The 16,499-nt window shown below is 47.1% G+C and carries 21 protein-coding genes; 10 read left to right on the top strand and 11 right to left on the bottom strand.

Translation table 11 applies throughout. The annotated features are described in order from the left end of the window. From ilvB to WBA89_RS09210, 3 genes are all read right to left on the bottom strand, one after another. On the bottom strand, positions 1-1,147 hold a 1,147-nt coding region (gene ilvB, locus WBA89_RS09220), incomplete at its 3' end, for a biosynthetic-type acetolactate synthase large subunit (RefSeq protein WP_424405845.1). Between the two features lie 190 nt (positions 1,148-1,337). Further along, on the bottom strand, positions 1,338-1,511 hold the full coding sequence (locus tag WBA89_RS09215; RefSeq protein WP_424405843.1) for a hypothetical protein: 174 nt from the start codon (positions 1,509-1,511) through the stop codon (positions 1,338-1,340). Then, on the bottom strand, positions 1,501-2,799 hold the full coding sequence (locus WBA89_RS09210) for an MFS transporter (RefSeq protein ID WP_424405841.1): 1,299 nt from the start codon (positions 2,797-2,799) through the stop codon (positions 1,501-1,503). Before WBA89_RS09210 ends, WBA89_RS09215 begins: the two co-directional genes overlap by 11 nt. A gap of 346 nt (positions 2,800-3,145) precedes the next feature. On the opposite strand from WBA89_RS09210, the gene WBA89_RS09205 reads away from it, so the two are divergent. After that, positions 3,146-3,484, top strand: a complete 339-nt coding sequence (locus WBA89_RS09205; RefSeq protein ID WP_194060959.1) for a P-II family nitrogen regulator — start codon at positions 3,146-3,148, stop codon at positions 3,482-3,484. Positions 3,485-3,590: 106 nt separating this feature from the next. On the opposite strand, the gene rdgB is transcribed toward WBA89_RS09205, so the two are convergent. The 5 genes from rdgB to accA form a co-directional block, all read right to left on the bottom strand. After that, positions 3,591-4,181, bottom strand: a complete 591-nt coding sequence (gene rdgB / locus WBA89_RS09200) for an RdgB/HAM1 family non-canonical purine NTP pyrophosphatase (protein WP_424405839.1) — start codon at positions 4,179-4,181, stop codon at positions 3,591-3,593. A 337-nt stretch (positions 4,182-4,518) separates the two neighbouring features. Then, the gene (locus tag WBA89_RS09195) at positions 4,519-5,943 is read right to left on the bottom strand and encodes a phosphoglucomutase/phosphomannomutase family protein (protein WP_424405837.1); all 1,425 of its coding nucleotides are present in this window, start codon (positions 5,941-5,943) and stop codon (positions 4,519-4,521) included. 341 nt (positions 5,944-6,284) lie between these two features. Continuing rightward, complete coding sequence (folE, locus tag WBA89_RS09190; protein ID WP_424405835.1) at positions 6,285-7,019, bottom strand: GTP cyclohydrolase I FolE; 735 nt, start codon at positions 7,017-7,019, stop codon at positions 6,285-6,287. A 186-nt stretch (positions 7,020-7,205) separates the two neighbouring features. Then, positions 7,206-7,931: an SDR family oxidoreductase gene (locus tag WBA89_RS09185; protein ID WP_424405833.1), complete on the bottom strand. Its 726-nt coding sequence runs from the start codon at positions 7,929-7,931 to the stop codon at positions 7,206-7,208. Between the two features lie 330 nt (positions 7,932-8,261). Then, a complete protein-coding gene (gene accA, locus WBA89_RS09180) occupies positions 8,262-9,242 on the bottom strand; it encodes an acetyl-CoA carboxylase carboxyl transferase subunit alpha (protein ID WP_424405832.1) in 981 nt (326 codons plus the stop codon). A gap of 220 nt (positions 9,243-9,462) precedes the next feature. Here accA and WBA89_RS09175 point away from each other — a divergent pair, with 220 nt between their 5' ends. Further along, positions 9,463-9,969, top strand: a complete 507-nt coding sequence (locus tag WBA89_RS09175) for a tellurite resistance TerB family protein (RefSeq protein WP_424405831.1) — start codon at positions 9,463-9,465, stop codon at positions 9,967-9,969. 327 nt (positions 9,970-10,296) lie between these two features. Here WBA89_RS09175 and WBA89_RS09170 read toward each other — a convergent pair whose 3' ends face one another. Further along, positions 10,297-11,322 (bottom strand): long-chain acyl-[acyl-carrier-protein] reductase, encoded by a 1,026-nt coding sequence (locus tag WBA89_RS09170; protein WP_424405830.1) that lies wholly within the window; start codon positions 11,320-11,322, stop codon positions 10,297-10,299. A gap of 11 nt (positions 11,323-11,333) precedes the next feature. On the opposite strand from WBA89_RS09170, the gene WBA89_RS09165 reads away from it, so the two are divergent. Continuing rightward, positions 11,334-11,474: a hypothetical protein gene (locus tag WBA89_RS09165; protein ID WP_424405828.1), complete on the top strand. Its 141-nt coding sequence runs from the start codon at positions 11,334-11,336 to the stop codon at positions 11,472-11,474. Between the two features lie 47 nt (positions 11,475-11,521). On the opposite strand, the gene WBA89_RS09160 is transcribed toward WBA89_RS09165, so the two are convergent. Continuing rightward, positions 11,522-12,214, bottom strand: a complete 693-nt coding sequence (locus WBA89_RS09160; RefSeq protein ID WP_424405826.1) for an aldehyde oxygenase (deformylating) — start codon at positions 12,212-12,214, stop codon at positions 11,522-11,524. A gap of 181 nt (positions 12,215-12,395) precedes the next feature. On the opposite strand from WBA89_RS09160, the gene WBA89_RS09155 reads away from it, so the two are divergent. Together WBA89_RS09155 and WBA89_RS09150 are read left to right on the top strand one after the other, a co-directional pair. Continuing rightward, positions 12,396-13,214, top strand: a complete 819-nt coding sequence (locus WBA89_RS09155; RefSeq protein ID WP_424405824.1) for a carbohydrate ABC transporter permease — start codon at positions 12,396-12,398, stop codon at positions 13,212-13,214. A 205-nt stretch (positions 13,215-13,419) separates the two neighbouring features. Further along, positions 13,420-13,674, top strand: a complete 255-nt coding sequence (locus tag WBA89_RS09150; RefSeq protein ID WP_424405822.1) for a transporter suffix domain-containing protein — start codon at positions 13,420-13,422, stop codon at positions 13,672-13,674. Positions 13,675-13,737: 63 nt separating this feature from the next. Here WBA89_RS09150 and WBA89_RS09145 read toward each other — a convergent pair whose 3' ends face one another. Then, entirely contained in the window at positions 13,738-14,766 is a 1,029-nt protein-coding gene (locus WBA89_RS09145) for a hypothetical protein (RefSeq protein WP_424405820.1), read from the bottom strand. 361 nt (positions 14,767-15,127) lie between these two features. Between WBA89_RS09145 and WBA89_RS09140 the strand changes: the two genes are divergently transcribed. The 5 genes from WBA89_RS09140 (at position 15,128) to WBA89_RS09120 (ending at position 16,424) form a co-directional block, all read left to right on the top strand. After that, entirely contained in the window at positions 15,128-15,337 is a 210-nt protein-coding gene (locus tag WBA89_RS09140; RefSeq protein WP_424405818.1) for an element excision factor XisH family protein, read from the top strand. Next, positions 15,294-15,545 carry an element excision factor XisH family protein gene (locus tag WBA89_RS09135; protein WP_424405816.1) on the top strand — a complete coding sequence of 84 codons (252 nt, stop codon included), beginning with the start codon at positions 15,294-15,296 and terminating at the stop codon, positions 15,543-15,545. The genes WBA89_RS09140 and WBA89_RS09135 overlap by 44 nt, the downstream gene beginning before the upstream one ends. After that, positions 15,533-15,886 carry a XisI protein gene (locus WBA89_RS09130; RefSeq protein WP_424405814.1) on the top strand — a complete coding sequence of 118 codons (354 nt, stop codon included), beginning with the start codon at positions 15,533-15,535 and terminating at the stop codon, positions 15,884-15,886. Before WBA89_RS09135 ends, WBA89_RS09130 begins: the two co-directional genes overlap by 13 nt. A gap of 95 nt (positions 15,887-15,981) precedes the next feature. Further along, a complete protein-coding gene (locus WBA89_RS09125) occupies positions 15,982-16,182 on the top strand; it encodes a DUF2281 domain-containing protein (protein WP_424405812.1) in 201 nt (66 codons plus the stop codon). Beyond that, the gene (locus WBA89_RS09120; protein WP_424405810.1) at positions 16,176-16,424 is read left to right on the top strand and encodes a type II toxin-antitoxin system PemK/MazF family toxin; all 249 of its coding nucleotides are present in this window, start codon (positions 16,176-16,178) and stop codon (positions 16,422-16,424) included. The genes WBA89_RS09125 and WBA89_RS09120 overlap by 7 nt, the downstream gene beginning before the upstream one ends. Positions 16,425-16,499 lie beyond the last annotated feature (75 nt).

Here is a 16,499-nt window from a genome sequence, read left to right as displayed (position 1 = left end):
AAATGTCGGGGTAGTGAGGCACAACTAACGGATAATCTTCTTTCCAGCGATCGATCCTGTGCAGCCATTCCGCAGTTTGTCCGGGAGTACCCGAAACACCTGTTTCCCGACAGCGGCGCAGCAAATCAATCAAAACTTGCCGGACATCTCCGACAATCGGCACGTCGGGGCCGCGATTTTTACCTACTTCCGCCGGATCGATATCGATGTGAATCACCTTCGCGCGGGCGGCAAACTCGTCTAGTTTTCCCGTGACGCGATCGTCAAACCGAGCTCCGACAGCCACCAGCAAATCGCACTCGGTAACGGCAAAATTAGCGTAAGCAGTGCCGTGCATCCCCAGCATTTTCACCGACAAAGGATGTTTTTCGTCAAAAGCGCCTTTCCCCATCAGCGTTGTCGTGACAGGTAATTGGAACATCTCGGCGAGTTCCTTAATTTCCTCGTGGGCCGCTGCTGCGATCGCCCCGCCGCCCACATAAAGCAAAGGACGCTTCGCTGCTTTCAGCAAATGGATTGCTTGATTAATTTGCCGGGGATTTCCCTTCACTGTCGGACGGTAGCCCGGAATTCTCACCGAGCCCGGTTCCACCGGCAGATACTCAAACTCTTCTAAACCGACATCCTTGGGTACGTCAATCAACACCGGCCCCGGCCGCCCGGTACTCGCGATGTGGAAAGCTTCAGCCACAATTCGGGCCATGTCTCTGGGGTCGCGCACTACATAGGAATGCTTGACAATGGGCAGGGTAATCCCGTAAATATCAGTTTCCTGAAACGCATCAGTGCCGATCGCCGGACGGGGAACTTGACCCGTCACAATTACCATCGGGATAGAATCCATGTGCGCCGTCGCAATCCCCGTCACCAAGTTAGTTGCGCCTGGCCCGGAAGTCGCGAAACAAACCCCAACTTGTCCGGTAGCGCGGGCGTAACCGTCGGCGGCGTGGGCAGCACCTTGTTCGTGGCGCACCAGAATGTGATCGATCGCCCCTGTTTCTTCGGCCCGGTATAGTTCGTCGTAAAGCGGCAGAATTGCGCCGCCGGGATAGCCAAAAATATGCTTGACACCGTGGCGGATCAAGCTGTCGATTAAAGCAAATCCACCCGTTGCACGCTTGACGGCTACTTTAGTTTTTAATTGCACTGATTTTTTTACCTCCAACTAGACTATGGAATTTTAATGAAAGCTTTGATACTACTTTAATCTCAAGTATCGAACTCTGAGAATTTAACTGCTGATATTTTACAAAAAGTTTCGCGATCGACGTGCGATCGCCCGATCGCAAAATTGTGGAACAGCAGAGAAAGCAAAGAAACAGAGAAAATTGCGGTCTTTATACCAGTCTACCGGGTTCTAACGCTGGCATAGCATTCTTGATGCAGCATTCGACCAGAAAAAACATCATTTCTGCAATTAAAAACTCTCTCACCATCAGGGCGTTTGCTATGCAGCCAGATCGATCGCCCAAAGACAGACATCCGAATTTTCCCCCAATTTTAGATAACATCCTGCAAGACTTTGCGGGTATGCCGCCAAGCTGCCATGCCCATCACCGAGACCAACAGGCCCAAACTCAGGAGTACGATCCGCAAACCGAGGTCATCGGAACCCACGACTTTGCTGACAGCATCCGTCAGCGGGCCTGTTACTGCTAAAGGCAAGCTGAGGGCAATGTTAATCGCATTGTTTTCAAAGCCAAAAACTTTTCCGCGCATAGATTCAGGAGTTTTCTCTTGAATCAAAGCTTGCATCGGGCCGTTAATTAAAGAAGCGCCAAAACCGAACAGAGCACTCAAAGTAAATCCCAGCCACAACACTCTGGTAAAGGCAAACATTGCCAACACAAAACCCATCATCAAAAAACCAAGTAAGGGCAAAGGTTTCTGCTGCATTCGATCGCCCCAGTGACCCAAAAAAGCCGCGCCGAAGACCATTCCGACACCAGCCGCAGCCAGCAAAAAGCCGAATTGAGTTTCTTTGAGACCAATTTTGCCCGAAAGTGCGATCGCCAGCACTTGCAGCGCCGCAAACACCGAATACAAAATCGTCAACTGCACCATTGCGTTGCTAATCAAGCGGTTCTGCTTCAAATAGCGCAAACCTTCCTTAAAGTCTTGCCAAGGATGCACGTGTTTGCTGCTGCCGCCGCCATGATTTTCTTTGATGTGCATGGCATAGATCAAACCCGCAGATATCAGGTACAATCCGGCCAGCAAAAACTCTTGATAAGCTGGCCCGAAGCTGTGTTTGACCCAACTAAACAGCGGTTCGCCGATCGTCATCCCGACAATAATTCCGCCCATTGTGGACGAGGCGAACAGAGCATTTGCCGACATCAGTCCCTCTCGCCCCACGGCCAGGGGGATTGCTGCGGCCTCTGCTGGAGCAAAAAATTGCGTTACAGTAGAGACCAAAAACGTAATCGCCAACAATACAGCAAAAGTTTTGGGCAAAAACGGCAAAGCTGCGATCGACACGGCTCGGATCGCGTTGCAGCCAATCAGCATTTGCTTTTTGGAAAAACGGTCTACCGCGATACCGGCCACGGAACCAAAGACGATCGCCGGCAGCGTGTAGGCGATCATCACCGCTGACAGCATTGAATTTTCCGAATACTGCCAATAAACAGGCCAGGGTCGGTAGTCGCCCGTTTTCAGCAGAATAATCAGCAATACATAAAAGATTTTATCCGCCACTTGGGCCAACAACTGGCCCGTCCACAAGGCGAGGAAGGGGCGATTTCTCAGTAGGGCATCAAGCCCGCTGCGGTCAGGGGGAGGGCTGGCTGGGTGCATAGGAATAGTTTAACTGACCGCTTGTAGCAATTATAGTTTTCAGCAATAGCTGCAAATTTGAGACAACAAACTGGAAACTCGGAAAAGTCCTGTCTCCTGGGTTCTTTTTCTGTTTTAGCAGATCGGCGGGGGATGGCTGCGCTGTTTTTTGCTCTACCGCGATCTGTTCGAGCCACTCCCCGCGCCGGAAAATCCGGTAATATTCTTAAATGTTGGCGGGCATTTCATCGCGAGTACAACATACGGTAGTATATTTTACAAAATACTTGGTGTTGGCAGTGATATTAAAAGATGTCGCGCCAGTTAAGTAATATAGCGAAGGTAGTAAGTGTTAGGAGTGAAAAATTTGAAAAAGGTTGAAGCTATTATTCGCCCCTTTAAACTAGACGAAGTGAAAATCGCGCTCGTCAATGCTGGGATTGTGGGGATGACTGTTTCTGAAGTTAGAGGTTTTGGCCGTCAAAAGGGCATGACTGAACGCTATCGCGGTTCTGAGTACACCGTTGAGTTCTTGCAAAAGCTCAAGGTGGAGATTGTTGTGGAAAACGATCAGGTTGATATGGTGGTTGATAAAATTATCGCTGCTGCTCGCACGGGCGAGATTGGCGACGGCAAGATTTTCATCTCTCCGGTAGAACAAATTATCCGAATTCGGACTGGAGAAAAGAACCTGGAGGCAATCTAAGATACTGGGGAATGGGGCAAACAGGGCATTGGGCATTGGGCATTGGGCATTATAGCATTGGGCATTGGATAATTGGTACTAATCACAAATAACCAATAACTAATGACTAATAACTAATGACTAATGACTCCATTTGTGGTATTAGAGCCTCGAATGCTTTGCCGCGGTGGGAGTGCGATCGCTTGATATCCGGTGTCATTTCGGCAAAAGTCTGCTGCTGTGCGGGTACGTAGAAAATGGGGTCATACCCGAAACCTCCCGTACCGCGAGGACTGTGCAGGATTTCACCTGGACAAATTCCTTCTACTTGCAGGGCAATTGTACCGTCGGGACGGGCGATCGCGATCGCGCAAACAAATTGTGCTTCCCGGTTTGCTTCGTTTCCCAATTCTTTGAGAAGCCGAGATATCCTGTCAGCGTCGCTTGAACCGTAGCGCGCCGAATAAATCCCAGGTTTACCGTCGAGTGCATCCACCATTAAACCAGAATCATCGGCGATCGACCATTCACCTGTAGCTTTGGCTATTTCAGAAGCTTTCAAACAAGCATTAGCAATAAATGTTTCCCCAGTTTCCTCAATTTCCAATTCTTCCGGCTTTAGTTGCAATTCCCATCCCAAATCCTGAAGATAAGCTTGCATTTCCTTGAGTTTACCCGGATTGCCGGTAGCGACAACTAGCAATTTATTATTAGTCATTATTTTTGTTGAAATTTACGGATGGATTTTTTACGAACCGCGAAGACGCGAAGGAAGAGAGAAGAGAGTTTCCAATTTTGTGATTTTTATTTTTTACCGCAGAGACCGCAGAGAACGCAGAGAAGGAGAGGTTTAATATCAATCTATTCGCGTTCATTTGCGTTCATCATGGATTTTTTACGAACCGCGAAGACGCGAAGGAAGAGAGAAGAAGAGAGTTCCCAATTTTGTGATTTTTGTTTTTTACCGCAGAGGCCGCAGAGAACGCAGAGAAGGAGAGGTTTAATATCAATCTATCGGCGTTTATTTGCGTTCATCTGCGGTTGCTTTCATCCGATTAATTCTGCGCCCAATTCTTCGCCCAGTTTAAGTTTTGCATCACTTCTTTCAATGTGGCTGCTTCTGAATACAACCGCAATACCGGTTCTGTGCCGCTAAACCGAATTAACAGCCAGCTTCCGTCGGCTAAGCGGAATTTGTATCCGTCTACTTTGTTGCATTCTACTACTGTTTTGCCGGCGATTTCTGTTAATGGTTGGTTTTGCAGCAAATCCAGCAAGCGCGCTCTTTCTTCCATGTTTGCTAGGTGCAGGTCGATTCTGTCGTAAGCTGAAGTAAATTTAGTTTCTGTTTGCAGTCTGGTGTAAATTTCGCTTAAGTCTTCCCCGGATTTGACGACTGCTTCTAATAAGTACAGGGCTGACAGCAAAGCGTCTCTTTCGGGTATGTGGGTTCCGTAGCCGATTCCTCCTGATTCTTCGCCGCCGACTAGGACTTGGGTGCTCAGCATTCGATCGGCTATATACTTGTAACCGATCGGCGTTTCAAATAATGGTAAGCCGTAAAGTTCGGCAATTTTGGGAATGATGTCGGAACCGCTGACGGTTTTGATGACTTCTCCGGTTAACCCGCGCCGCGAAGCTAGATGTTCGATTAATATGGGAACTAGGATTTGCGAACTGAGAAAGTTGCCGCTAGAGTCAACGGCTGCAATTCGATCGCTATCTCCGTCAAATACAAATCCGACCGACAAACCAGAGCTTTTTCGCCCGTGGGTACGCATCACCCGAAATAACTGCGACAGGTAGCGCGGTAATGGTTCTGGCGCACCCCCGCCAAACAGCGGATCTCGATCGCTGTTGACTTCCTGCACTGTTTCTTCTAAAATTTGTGCCAGTCCTCCGGCGGCCGCACCGTGCATGGCATCTACAAATACTGTAATTTTGTTAGAGGCGATCGCATCTTTAATCGCCTCAATATCCACCATTTCCCGCAAGGTTTTGCAGTAAGCTGGCCAGGGATTGAAATTTTCCAATTTTCCGGGAGTTGCTGAAAGTGCGGCCGGAGTTTCGAGTTTTGCTTCTATCTGTTGCGTCACTTCCGGCGAAACTGAACCTCCAAATCCGCCCTTGACTTTTAACCCTAAATACGATCCGGGATTGTGGCTGGCTGTCAGGACGATCGCACCTAAAGCATTTAATTGTTTGGCTGCTAAACTGAAAGCCGGAGTGGGGGCGTAGGATTCGCTCAGCAGCACGTCAAATCCGGCGTTTTGGACTGCCTCAGCCGCGTTTTGGGCAAATTCTTCAGCCAAAAACCGGCGGTCGTAACCGACAATTACGGTACCGCTGCTGGCATTATTGCCACTGGTTTGTGCGAGAACTTGTGCTGCTAGGGGAGCTACTAATGCTACGCGGTCGAAGGTAAAATCGTCGGCTATAATGCCGCGCCAGCCATCGGTTCCGAATTTAATAGGATTCATTTAGTCAAAAGCCATAGGTCACTCGTCTATTTTATTGGCAGAACGGGCGATCGTCATCTGATTTGAGATTTTAGATCGGTCCTGGACGCACTCCGACAAAGAAACCGGGTTTTTTACCCAATTTACGGTGCGTAACGAAGTATATCGTAAAAAAACCCGGTTTCTGGGCCCCATGTTTGATTACAGCCACCAGGAAAAAAGTGATTGACTAATGACTAATGACTAATGACTAATGACTGATGACCAATGACTAATGACTAATGACTAATGACTAATGACTAATGACTAATGACTAATGACTAATGACTAATGACTAATGACTAATGACTAATGACTAATGACTAAAAGAATGCTGGTTGGTGGCGGATCAAATTCAAGAATTCTTCGCGAGTTTTTTGTTCGTCTTGAAACACGCCCAACATGGCACTCGTCACCGTCCACGCACCGGGTTTTTGTACGCCACGCATTGTCATGCACATATGGCTGGCTTCCATTACTACAGCGACTCCCTGCGGTTCCAATATTGTCTGAACTGCTTCGGCAATTTGGCGCGTCAAACGTTCTTGCACCTGCAACCGGCGGCTGTACATCTCGACAATTCTGGCTAATTTGCTCAGTCCCACTACTTTTTGATTCGGAATGTAGGCGACGTGAACTCGACCCATAAATGGCAGCATATGGTGTTCGCACATACTGAAGGCGCTGATGTCTCGCACCAGTACCATTTCGTTGTGACCTTCGTCAAAGATAGCGCCGTTGAGGAGCTCTTCGAGGGATTGGCTGTAGCCGCTGGTGAGAAACCGCATTGCTTCTGCTACCCGTTTGGGGGTTTTGAGCAATCCTTCGCGTTCGGGGTCTTCTCCTATTCCCAGCAGCATCGTCCGAACGGACTCCATCATTTCATCCATACCTACTTCTGAGGGTACGGGTATGTTGGATTCTTGACCGTTGGAAGAATTGCGATCGGGTCTAGTGCTGATGCGCGAGGCGTTGTTGTCTGCGGTTTCTGAAGGTTTCATGCTGTCAGTCAAGATTGAGTTCGAGGTATTTGAACCGTTGTTCGATGCAGTTGTCATAATAATTTTGTGTGAGGGTCGAGCTATTTTCGATTTTCGATTTTCGATTTTCGATTGGAATCAAGCTATCGATTTTCGATTTTCGATTTTCGATTGGAATCAAGGTATCGATTTTCGATTGGAATCAAGGTATCGATTCAAAGGTTGTTGAATTTCCAAAAAATCCAGCAGTCTAAAATCTCAAGTTCACAAAACTCCTGCGTTGGACATGAGGGTGATTTCTTCGATTACTGCACTTGCCGGCAACTGAACTGCGTGCAGAATTGATTGGGCGACGATTTCTGGGGTTAACATGGCAGTGCGGTCGAAGTCGGCTTGCACGGTGTTTGTGTCCCACATGGGAGTGTTGACAGAACCCGGACAGATGGCTGTGACGCGAATTCCCCGCGCTCGTTCTTCGGCTGCTAAAGTCTTGGACAAAGCCATGAGACCGAATTTGCTGACGCAGTAGGGCCCCCAGTTGGGGAAGACTTGGCTGCCGGCGATCGAGGAAACGTTGATGATGATTCCCGATCCGCGATCGCGCATGGACGGCAAAACTCCGAGAATGCACTGCCAAACGCTAGTCAGATTGAGGTCGAGAACGCTCTGCCACTGGGCTAGGGAGGTTTCTGTCAAGGAGCCGGTGTAGCCCATGCCAGCGCTGTTGACCAGGATATCTACGGGCCCGAATTGAGATGCGATCGCGCTGATGCCGCTTTGCACTTGTTCAATTTTTGCCAAGTCTAAGGGATAAGCTTCTGCTTTCACTCCGACTTTTCGAGCTGCTGCTGCGACGGCTTCTAAGTTTTCTGACTTTCGGCTAACTAAGGCCAGATTGATGCCTTCAGCGGCGAAGGCCAGGGCCGTCGCTTTGCCAATACCGCTGCTGGCTCCGGTAATCAGAGCCTGCTTTGTTGTTCGATCGTTCATTGAATTTCCTGATACTTTCCCTCGGCAACTCTCGATCGAGCGTTACAGCCTTCTGTGGCAAATTACACAACTGTCGGCTGCGGGTGATAACAGTTAATTATGAGATCGACATTAAGAACTGTTAAGCCGGTGTCACCTGAAAAATTATAACACTGCTGACAGATTTGCAGAATAGTCAGTTTTGAGTTACTCGCTGGAAGTTAAGAGATTTTTTAAACTCATCAACTAATAGACATTCATAAACGAATCCTAAAAAGCCAGCAAGCCCGCCACCGAGCCTGCTCCACAAAAATTATTCAAGTTCTGTGCAATACATCTGAATCGATCGGCTCAAGCAGCAATTTCATTGAATACACCGATGTCGCGAAACTTTTGATACCTGAGTTCGCGCCGCTGCTGGCCGGTAAGCTGTGTCAGTTCTGCTAAGTTTTCCAACAAAGCTTGTTTGAGCGCGGAGGCAGCTTTCAAGGGATTCGAGTGAGCGCCGCCGACAGGCTCGGGTACTATCTGATCGAGAACGCCGAGGTTTTTCAAATCCCAGGAAGTAATTTTGAGGGCTTCTGCTGCTAAGTTGGCTTTGCCAGAGTCTTTCCAGAGGATGGCGGCGCAAGCTTCGGGGGTGGCCACGGTATAAACAGAATGTTCCATCATCAACAGCCTCTCGCCGACACCGATACCTAATGCGCCGCCGGAACCTCCTTCGCCGATGACGGTACAAATAATCGGCACTTCGAGGCGAAACATTTCTCGGAGGTTGCAGGCGATTGCCTCTCCTTGTCCGAGCTGTTCGGCTTCTAAGCCCGCCCAAGCTCCGGGAGTGTCGATAAAGGTGAAAATTGGCATGGAGAAGCGATCGGCGTGTTCCATCAACCGCAGGGCTTTGCGGTAGCCTCCAGGCGCTGCCATGCCGAAGTTGCGGGCGATATTGTCTTTGGTGTCGCGCCCTTTTTGATGGCCGATGATGACTGTAGGACGCCCGTCTATGCGGGCAATTCCGCCGATGAGGGCCGGGTCGTCTCCGCCGCGCCGGTCGCCGTGCAGCTCGATCCACTCGTCGCTAATTGCCTGAATGTAATCGAGGGTGCTGGGGCGGCGCGGGTGGCGGGCCAGTTGCAGCCGCTGCATGGGGGACAAGCTGCTGAAAATTTCTTGCCGCAGTTGGGTGGAACGAGCTTCGAGTTTGCGAATTTCGTCGGTGACATCGACGCTGTTTTCTTCGGCGAGTTGCCGAATCTGGTGAATTCGGGCTTCGAGTTCGGCCAGCGGCTTTTCAAAATCTAGGAGTAGTGGTTTGCGGTCTGGGTTGATCACGCTGATAATTTCTATAGGGTTTTAAGGTTTGGCCGATCGGCACTTGGACGATCCTACCCTGTCAGGTGTTGCTGAAAAAGAGGGTTTCGGGGAAGTTTTGAATTTTGAATTGTGCTTTGCTTGGTAACAAGATTTGAAAACCACAGCCTCCTGCCTCGTTTTTTGCTAAACTATTTTTGCTAGTTCCCAAAGTTTTGCCCGCGCAGCTCCCCGCACTCCTATGCCCCCCCACAGCGACAAAAAACGAAATCCTGTTGAATTGTTTCAAAGCACAAAAAGCGACACAAGTGCGATCGAACTCACCGCTTCGGAAGCTTTAACAGCCCTGTCTGTATTAGCTGTTGCAGCCGACGGTAAAATCTCAGAAGAAGAAAGACAAACTCTCGCCGCCAATCACATTCGCTTGTTCAGGTCTTATTCAGGCCAACACTTCCAAGAACTTTTTAAGAAAGTCTTGAAATTGAGCCGCCAGTACACTCCGGCTGAGGTATTTGCTGCTGCTAAAAATGCCTTGACTCCTCAGCTTCGAGAAACAGCTTTTGCTATTGCTGCGGATTTGGTTTTGGTAGATGGAATTTTCACGGCCGCCGAACAGGATTTTTTGCTTGAACTGTCCGAAGCTTTGGACATTCCAGACGAACTGAGCAAAAATATTATCGAAGTCATGACTCTCAAAAACTGCGGGGAGAACTTCCGAGGCGATATATCTATTAAACATCTCCCATAATGCTCGGTTTCCCGGTTCGATTACAGGCTGTTTAGGAAATGACTAATAAGTTGTTAATTAACAGTTTTTTGACAAATTTGGACTCTTTGTCCTGACTGCAAACAACTTTTAGTCCGATCGCGCGATCGAACCTCGTGTTAACTGTTAACAGTTATAGCGGTTCTCAAGCATTGTAAAGTACGCAGAAGCGATCGAGCGGCCCATGCCCGATCGCCCGATCGCAGAAGATTGTCTGCGTTAATGAGAAACGCTATAGCTTTCTCAAAAAAATTACTGGTTATTATCAGAAAAACTTTCCTCAATAACCAATAACCGCAAAAAATCACATCAAAATGACATCATCAAAGGTCGAAAACCGTGTTTGACGGAAATCTCGCCGATTTGCTCCATCTTTTCCACAGTAATTTGATTCCGTCCCCAAGAAAAATTGGTATACAATTTTTCAAATTCCAGCAGCATGGATTCGGCAAAACAGGCAAACAACTGTCGGCCCGGCACATCCATATTGACAATCTTCATAATTTTCCACTCAATATCGAGGGAATGCTCCACAATCCCGCCATTGAGCACGTAAACTTCGGGATGCTTCACCTGAGTTGCCAGATTTTTCGGATAGCCGCCGTCAATCAATAAACAAGGTTGCTTCAATGTCTTGGGGTCAATTTCTACTCCCTTTGGCATACTGGCGACCCAGACTACGATATCCGCTAGGGGCAGGGCTTCTTCCATATTCATGATTTTCCCTCGCCCCAATTCCGATTGCAAATCTTGCAATCGTTGTTTGTCGCGGGCAATTAGCAACAATTCTGCCACATTTGTTTTAACATTGAGCCAGCGACACACAGCACTGCCAATATCGCCTGTAGCACCACAAACCGCTACCGTGGCTTTGGATAGTTCAATCCCCAATTTAGGGGCTGCTTCTTCTACTTGGCGGCAGAGAATGTAAGCCGTGTGAGTGTTACCAGTGGTGAACCGTTCAAACTCCAACTTGAGATTGCGAATTTGCTTAATTTGCTGCAAGTTGAAAGTCTCAAAAATGATCGAAGAAAAGCCGCCTAAAGCAGTGATATTAATCCCGTTTTTTTGAGCGTGCGCCATTGCGTTCAGGATTTTGCGAGTGGCTGCTTTAATCCGGCGCGTGGCTAACATTTCCGGCAGAAAACAGGACTCCACATAGCGGCCTTCTATTTTTTGCCCGGTAATGCTAGTGACAGTTATATTGTCAACTATTTGGGGCGGTGCGCTGCACCAAAAATCGAGACCTCGATCGGCATATTCTGGATAGCCCAGCTCGTTAGCTACTGATTGGGCGTGTTCTAAGCTGGTTAAGTGACCGATTAGACCAAACATTAAGTTGTCAAATGAAGGAAGAAGGAAGAAGGAAGAAGGAAGAAGGAAGAAGGAAAAATCAAAAAATAAAGTTTTTTAATTTTTATCTAATTCCTTCTTTCCAAATTGAGCGGGCTGCGAAGCCTTTTGAAGTAGGAATCAGGGAAAATTAAAAGGTTTTATTTTTTAATTTGTATCTCATTCCTTATTTCCCAATGAACTAGCCAGCCAGACCTTGTGCTGACATCCGCATGATGTCGCGGCTGTTAAAACCAATGTTGCCTAAAGCTTCGCCGTAGGCAATCATAAAGTCTTCGATTAAAGCGTCTTTTTCCATTCCCAAGACGCGGGCATCGTCTGCGACAGTGTTTAGCAGTCTCCAGATGATGGGCAGGTTTTGACGGTTGGCGGCTTCGAGTTCGGTTTTGGATTCCTCGAAGTGAGCTTGCAGCCAGACTTCCCCAAAGTTGAGGTGGCTGTATTCTTCTTTGACGACGCCTTCGGTGATTTTGCGGGCAAAGTCATCGGCGACGGGGATGTAGATATTGTAGGCTGCGATCGCAAAACACTCGATAATTAGGGATTGAATCAGCAAGCAAGTTACAATCTGACCCTCAGCCGCTGCTGTCTGGAAGTTTCTGTGCAAATCAGAAAAGAATTGCTTGGCAAATGCCATGTCGGGCGTGACCTTGAGATTCCGGCCGCAAGCTTGGAAGCCTTTCATGTGGCGGTTCTCCATCTTGGACAAGCCAACCAACTCGCTTTTTTTGTCAGCCAACAGTTCGGCCAGTGTCAGGTAATTGTCGTGAGCTTCTTGTTCGCCTTCAATCACAATGGCGTTGATACGGCTGTAAGCGTCTTTGTAAGTTTCGGTTTGAAAGTCTATTGTTGGGCTGGCCTCAAGCTGGGGCATAGATACGTTTTCTCCTTATATAACCTTGTAGGATGTTTGGAAACCCCTTAAAATTTTGGGGTCGCGTTGCACTACACTTTACCTATTTTCGACTAAAAATTTACGATTGTGTGGGAATCATGGAGGCGATCTGGTTTAGAGAGCCTCACAAGCTTATTATTTTAGGTTAATTCACAAGTTTATGGGTAAATCGTTGGGCTGGTCTCAAGCGCTGGAAGTGCTGAATTTTATTTTGTTGCTGGCGGGGGCTGCGCTGGTGCTGCTGCCGCTGGCTGCTGTTTTTTTGGTTTCGCTGTCACCATCTGGTGTCGGTGTCAAGGCCGCAGGCTTGACTTTGGCGAACTATCAGGAGGCTTGGCAGCGGGGAAATTTTTTGTTGGCATTTGTTAATTCTACTCTAGTGGCGATCGCAGTGACAGGTTTTCAGGTAGTGACTTCTGCTTTAGCCGGTTATGCTTTGGCCAGACTGAAGTTTCGGGGGCGGCAGGCTCTAGTTTTGGTGGTTTTGGCAACGCTGGTGATTCCGTTTCAGCTTTTGGTAATTCCCATTTTCATGGTTTTGAAGTGGGGGCACCTGCTGAATACCTACGGCGCGCTGATTTTGCCGACTGCTGCTAACGGTTTCGGGATTTTTCTGCTGCGCCAGTATTTTATGACAATTCCGGTGGAATTGGAAGAAGCGGCAATGCTGGATGGGGCTAACCGCTGGCAGGTGTTGTGGCAGGTGATGCTGCCAATTGCCCGCCCTGCTTTGGTGACGCTGTTTTTGTTTGCGTTTATCGGGGAGTGGAACGATTTGTTTAAGCCGTTGGTGTTTACGACGCGGCCGGAATTGCGGACTGTGCAGTTGGTTTTGGCCGAGTTTCAGGAACAGTTTACTAGCAGTTGGCAGTTGTTGATGGCGGCGGTAGTAATTGGGACTGTGCCGGTGGTGTTGCTATTTTTGATCGGTCAGCGGCAGTTTATTCGCGGGATTGCGGCGACGGGAGTTAAGAATTAAGTTTGGGCTGGGCGAATTGTGCTGTTGACATTTCTCAAAGGCGGTTTTTTCGTAGATTTCTCGTTACTAAACACAAGCTTTTTTGGTAAAAACTGGGTTTCTCGCCTCTGGATTGACGATCGCCCGAACTATTCGAGATTTTCCGTATAATCTCATTTATGGCCCAGAGTGCGATCGAACTCAAATTATCCAATAAAGAAAATCAATGAAGAACGTGCAAAAGCTGGGCCTTTTTTTATTTATTGTATCTTTTTTACCCTGGCTGGCAATCTTATTTATTGTGCCGTTTCTGCCGCTGAGCCTCGCCGAAAAAACTACAATTGATATTGTTCTGGCTGTCGGGGCAGAAATTTGTTTTTGGATTAGCGTGGTGCTGTTGGGGAAAGAAGTAGTTACCAAATATCGGCGTTATTTAAATCCCCGCTATCTTTGGAAAAAAATCAGAAATTTTCACCGCTGACGAACAGGGATCGACGCAGATAATCCGCCTGGATGTTGGCGTTTACCTGCGGTCGAGGTTGAGCTATTCGCTGAAGATTTGCAAGCGAATAGAGCGTTCTCCGTCTCCGAAATCCACCTCAATCTTTTCTCCCGAAAGACTGTCCAAGCATCCCAAAAGCAACCGCAAGTTGGGTGTGCTTGCTCCTGTATCCACGTACAATCTATCCGCTAAACTGCCTAAACGCTTCCAAATTGTATAGAGCTTGACTACTGTTTGTTCTAGCTGTGCTGCTTGTTTTACTACGTCGGCTGTAGTTCCCAAACATCCAACTCGCAAAGATTCTTCTAGGGCCATTTCCATGTCTAAATGAGACTGGTTGAGAGCTTGTACTTGGGCGGCTGCGTCGAGATATTTTGATAAGTTTTTGGCATCGGAAGTGAGTTGTTTTACTGTATCTACGTCGGGATTTTCTGCTACTTCTTTTTGAATTTCGGTTTGGTGAGATGGGGAGAGTTTCTCCATTTCTTTGACTAAAGGAGCGAGGTAGCGGGAAGGAAGAGAACCGCTAGATGCTTTTTCTTTGACTTCTTCTGGCAATAATTCTGAGTTCATGGCCATCCATTCGTCGGATAGCTGTTTGACTTCGCGACGGGTGATACGATCGCCCTTTGATGCTGCATCTGTTACCATTTGCTGTACTTCTGGCGATGCTTTGGCGGTTTCTACAAAGGCTCTTTTGCTGAAGTTTCTAATGGAATCTGGGTCTAAATCTCCTTGCTCGATTAGAGTATCGGCACTCTTGGCCAGTTCTATCAAAGAATAGGCTTGACTTTTGCCAATTTCTCGTTCTTTGAGCCAGTTCAAAAAGCCGGTGCCGCGTCCGTCGCCGCCTTTTTTTTCTCTGTCTCTAACTGTTCGGAGAATTCGCCCGCGCCAGATGTCGGTTTGCAGGTCGAAGCGATCGCACACTTTCCAGGCGTTGTCAACCTGATTTTCAAAATCAAAGTCAGGTATTTGTTCGTCTTCGGGATCTGGTAATTGGAAATTGATATCGGTCAAGCCTCTGAGGGCTTCGGCAAGTTCTGCGGGAGATTGGGGGACTTCAGCCATTAGGAAAAATTTGTGTAGTGCAACAGCCGGTTTGATTTTGAAACTTGCACGGCTTGACAGTTGAGACGCTATATGTAGCGGTAAATTTGTGAGTGTTTACCCTAGTGATAGAGTTTGGGTGCAAGTCATTTTATTATTGCACGGTGGAGGGCGATCGGCGAAAAGATATGGCAGAAGGAAGTTCGACAACGGATTCTGTAACGGATATAACGGATGGGAGTAATGGCTGTGGGGGGGATTGAGTTACAGTGAATTGGGATATTATTAGGATGGAATTTACCTACTGTACTCGATCGCCAAGTTTGGGAATATGCTCGTCAGCCTGACTATAATTTAAGTAGCTGAAAACTAAAGTTAATTTATGCCAGCTAAAGATATCTACCACAACGAAGTTAAAAATGCCTTACTGAAAGACGGTTGGACAATTACGGCCGATCCATACTTTATTAAATATGAGGATGCCGAGTTATATGCTGATTTAGCAGCAGAAAAGCCGATCGCAGCACAACGTCAGGGACAAAAGATAGTTGTTGAAATTAAGAGCTTTGTTGGGCGATCGCGCTTTGTATGATTTTCACGGTGCACTCGGTCAATATATCGTCTACAGAAATCTCATTCAACTCACAGAGCCCGAATACAAGCTCTATTTGGCAATTGACGATGTTGTCTACACAAACTTTTTTCAACGCAAGTCTATACAATTAATTACTAATGAAAATAAGCTGTCATTAATGGTTGTTGAAATGGAAAAGGAGGAAATTCTGCAATGGATCGACTAAAATACTATCGGAGTACGGTTGAAAAAATATTGACTGAATATTATGAACTCAGCGTCAAAGGAGGGATGGCGCTAGATGAATTAGAGACAGACAGCCGCCTTGCATTTGACGAAAAACGAGATCAATATCTGTGGTTTCGCTCTGGTTGGGAGGAAAAAAAACGGATATGCCACATTACGATGTATCTTCGTATTAAAGATGGCAAGATTTGGGTTGAAGAAGATTGGACAGATTTGTGTGTAGTTGATGATTTACTAGCAGCAGGAATTCCTAAGAGCGATATTGTTTTAGGGTTTCACAATCCCTCTAAACGGAAATTTACGGAGTTTGCGGTTGGTTGATGCTATAAATGCGATCGTCCGAGAGGAGAAGCTGCGGGGCGATCGCTATCTTCTGATGCTAAAATGGAGAACAATCGAATAAATAGAGTAAAAATATGACAATTTACGATCTAACTTCGGCTAAAATTAGCCAACTGCCAGAGTCACTTGTTCAAGAAGTGAATGATTTCATAGACTTTTTGCTCCTCAAATATAACAGTGAATTGCCACAGCTAACTGAATCAGAATTTTCTGACTATTTAAAGAATTTAGAAGCCTACGAAGAAAAGTTAGCACGAGGAGAAATTCAATGGTAGGGGCTTCATCAGTAAATGTAACTTATACCAGAGGAGATGTCATCTTGTGCGATTTGAATCCGGTAGTTGGTACAGAGCAAGCTGGCATAAGACCTGTTGTCATCTTACAGATTGACCGTGCGAATGCAGTAAGTCCTCATACTATTATTGCACCGTTTACTACTAAGATTCGTCGCGCTATTTTACCTTCTCATATCAAATCCTCTCTTCATCGGAATAGTAAATTCACTGTTGACTGTTGACTGTTGACTGTTGACTGTTGACTGTTGACTGTTAACTGTTGACTGTTAACAGTTAACATCATGAGGAGTGCAACC

The sequence above is a fragment of the Microcoleus sp. genome (genome assembly GCF_049646505.1).
Taxonomy (GTDB): Bacteria; Cyanobacteriota; Cyanobacteriia; order Cyanobacteriales; family Microcoleaceae; genus Microcoleus.
The sequence above is the reverse complement of the archived record's forward strand: the minus strand, read 5'-3'. Positions and strand labels throughout refer to the sequence as shown.

Bases quoted from the DNA above. Each gene is read 5' to 3' on its own strand.
- WBA89_RS09215 (WP_424405843.1), bottom strand. From the start codon at position 1,511: ATGTTATCTAAAATTGGGGGAAAATTCGGATGTCTGTCTTTGGGCGAT.
- WBA89_RS09210 (WP_424405841.1), bottom strand. From the start codon at position 2,799: ATGCACCCAGCCAGCCCTCCCCCTGACCGCAGCGGGCTTGATGCCCTA.
- rdgB (WP_424405839.1), bottom strand. From the start codon at position 4,181: ATGACTAATAATAAATTGCTAGTTGTCGCTACCGGCAATCCGGGTAAA.
- WBA89_RS09195 (WP_424405837.1), bottom strand. From the start codon at position 5,943: ATGAATCCTATTAAATTCGGAACCGATGGCTGGCGCGGCATTATAGCC.
- folE (WP_424405835.1), bottom strand. From the start codon at position 7,019: ATGACAACTGCATCGAACAACGGTTCAAATACCTCGAACTCAATCTTG.
- WBA89_RS09185 (WP_424405833.1), bottom strand. From the start codon at position 7,931: ATGAACGATCGAACAACAAAGCAGGCTCTGATTACCGGAGCCAGCAGC.
- WBA89_RS09175 (WP_424405831.1), top strand. From the start codon at position 9,463: ATGCCCCCCCACAGCGACAAAAAACGAAATCCTGTTGAATTGTTTCAA.
- WBA89_RS09170 (WP_424405830.1), bottom strand. From the start codon at position 11,322: ATGTTTGGTCTAATCGGTCACTTAACCAGCTTAGAACACGCCCAATCA.
- WBA89_RS09165 (WP_424405828.1), top strand. From the start codon at position 11,334: ATGAAGGAAGAAGGAAGAAGGAAGAAGGAAGAAGGAAGAAGGAAAAAT.
- WBA89_RS09160 (WP_424405826.1), bottom strand. From the start codon at position 12,214: ATGCCCCAGCTTGAGGCCAGCCCAACAATAGACTTTCAAACCGAAACT.
- WBA89_RS09155 (WP_424405824.1), top strand. From the start codon at position 12,396: ATGGGTAAATCGTTGGGCTGGTCTCAAGCGCTGGAAGTGCTGAATTTT.
- WBA89_RS09150 (WP_424405822.1), top strand. From the start codon at position 13,420: ATGAAGAACGTGCAAAAGCTGGGCCTTTTTTTATTTATTGTATCTTTT.
- WBA89_RS09145 (WP_424405820.1), bottom strand. From the start codon at position 14,766: ATGGCTGAAGTCCCCCAATCTCCCGCAGAACTTGCCGAAGCCCTCAGA.
- WBA89_RS09140 (WP_424405818.1), top strand. From the start codon at position 15,128: ATGCCAGCTAAAGATATCTACCACAACGAAGTTAAAAATGCCTTACTG.
- WBA89_RS09130 (WP_424405814.1), top strand. From the start codon at position 15,533: ATGGATCGACTAAAATACTATCGGAGTACGGTTGAAAAAATATTGACT.
- WBA89_RS09125 (WP_424405812.1), top strand. From the start codon at position 15,982: ATGACAATTTACGATCTAACTTCGGCTAAAATTAGCCAACTGCCAGAG.
- WBA89_RS09120 (WP_424405810.1), top strand. From the start codon at position 16,176: ATGGTAGGGGCTTCATCAGTAAATGTAACTTATACCAGAGGAGATGTC.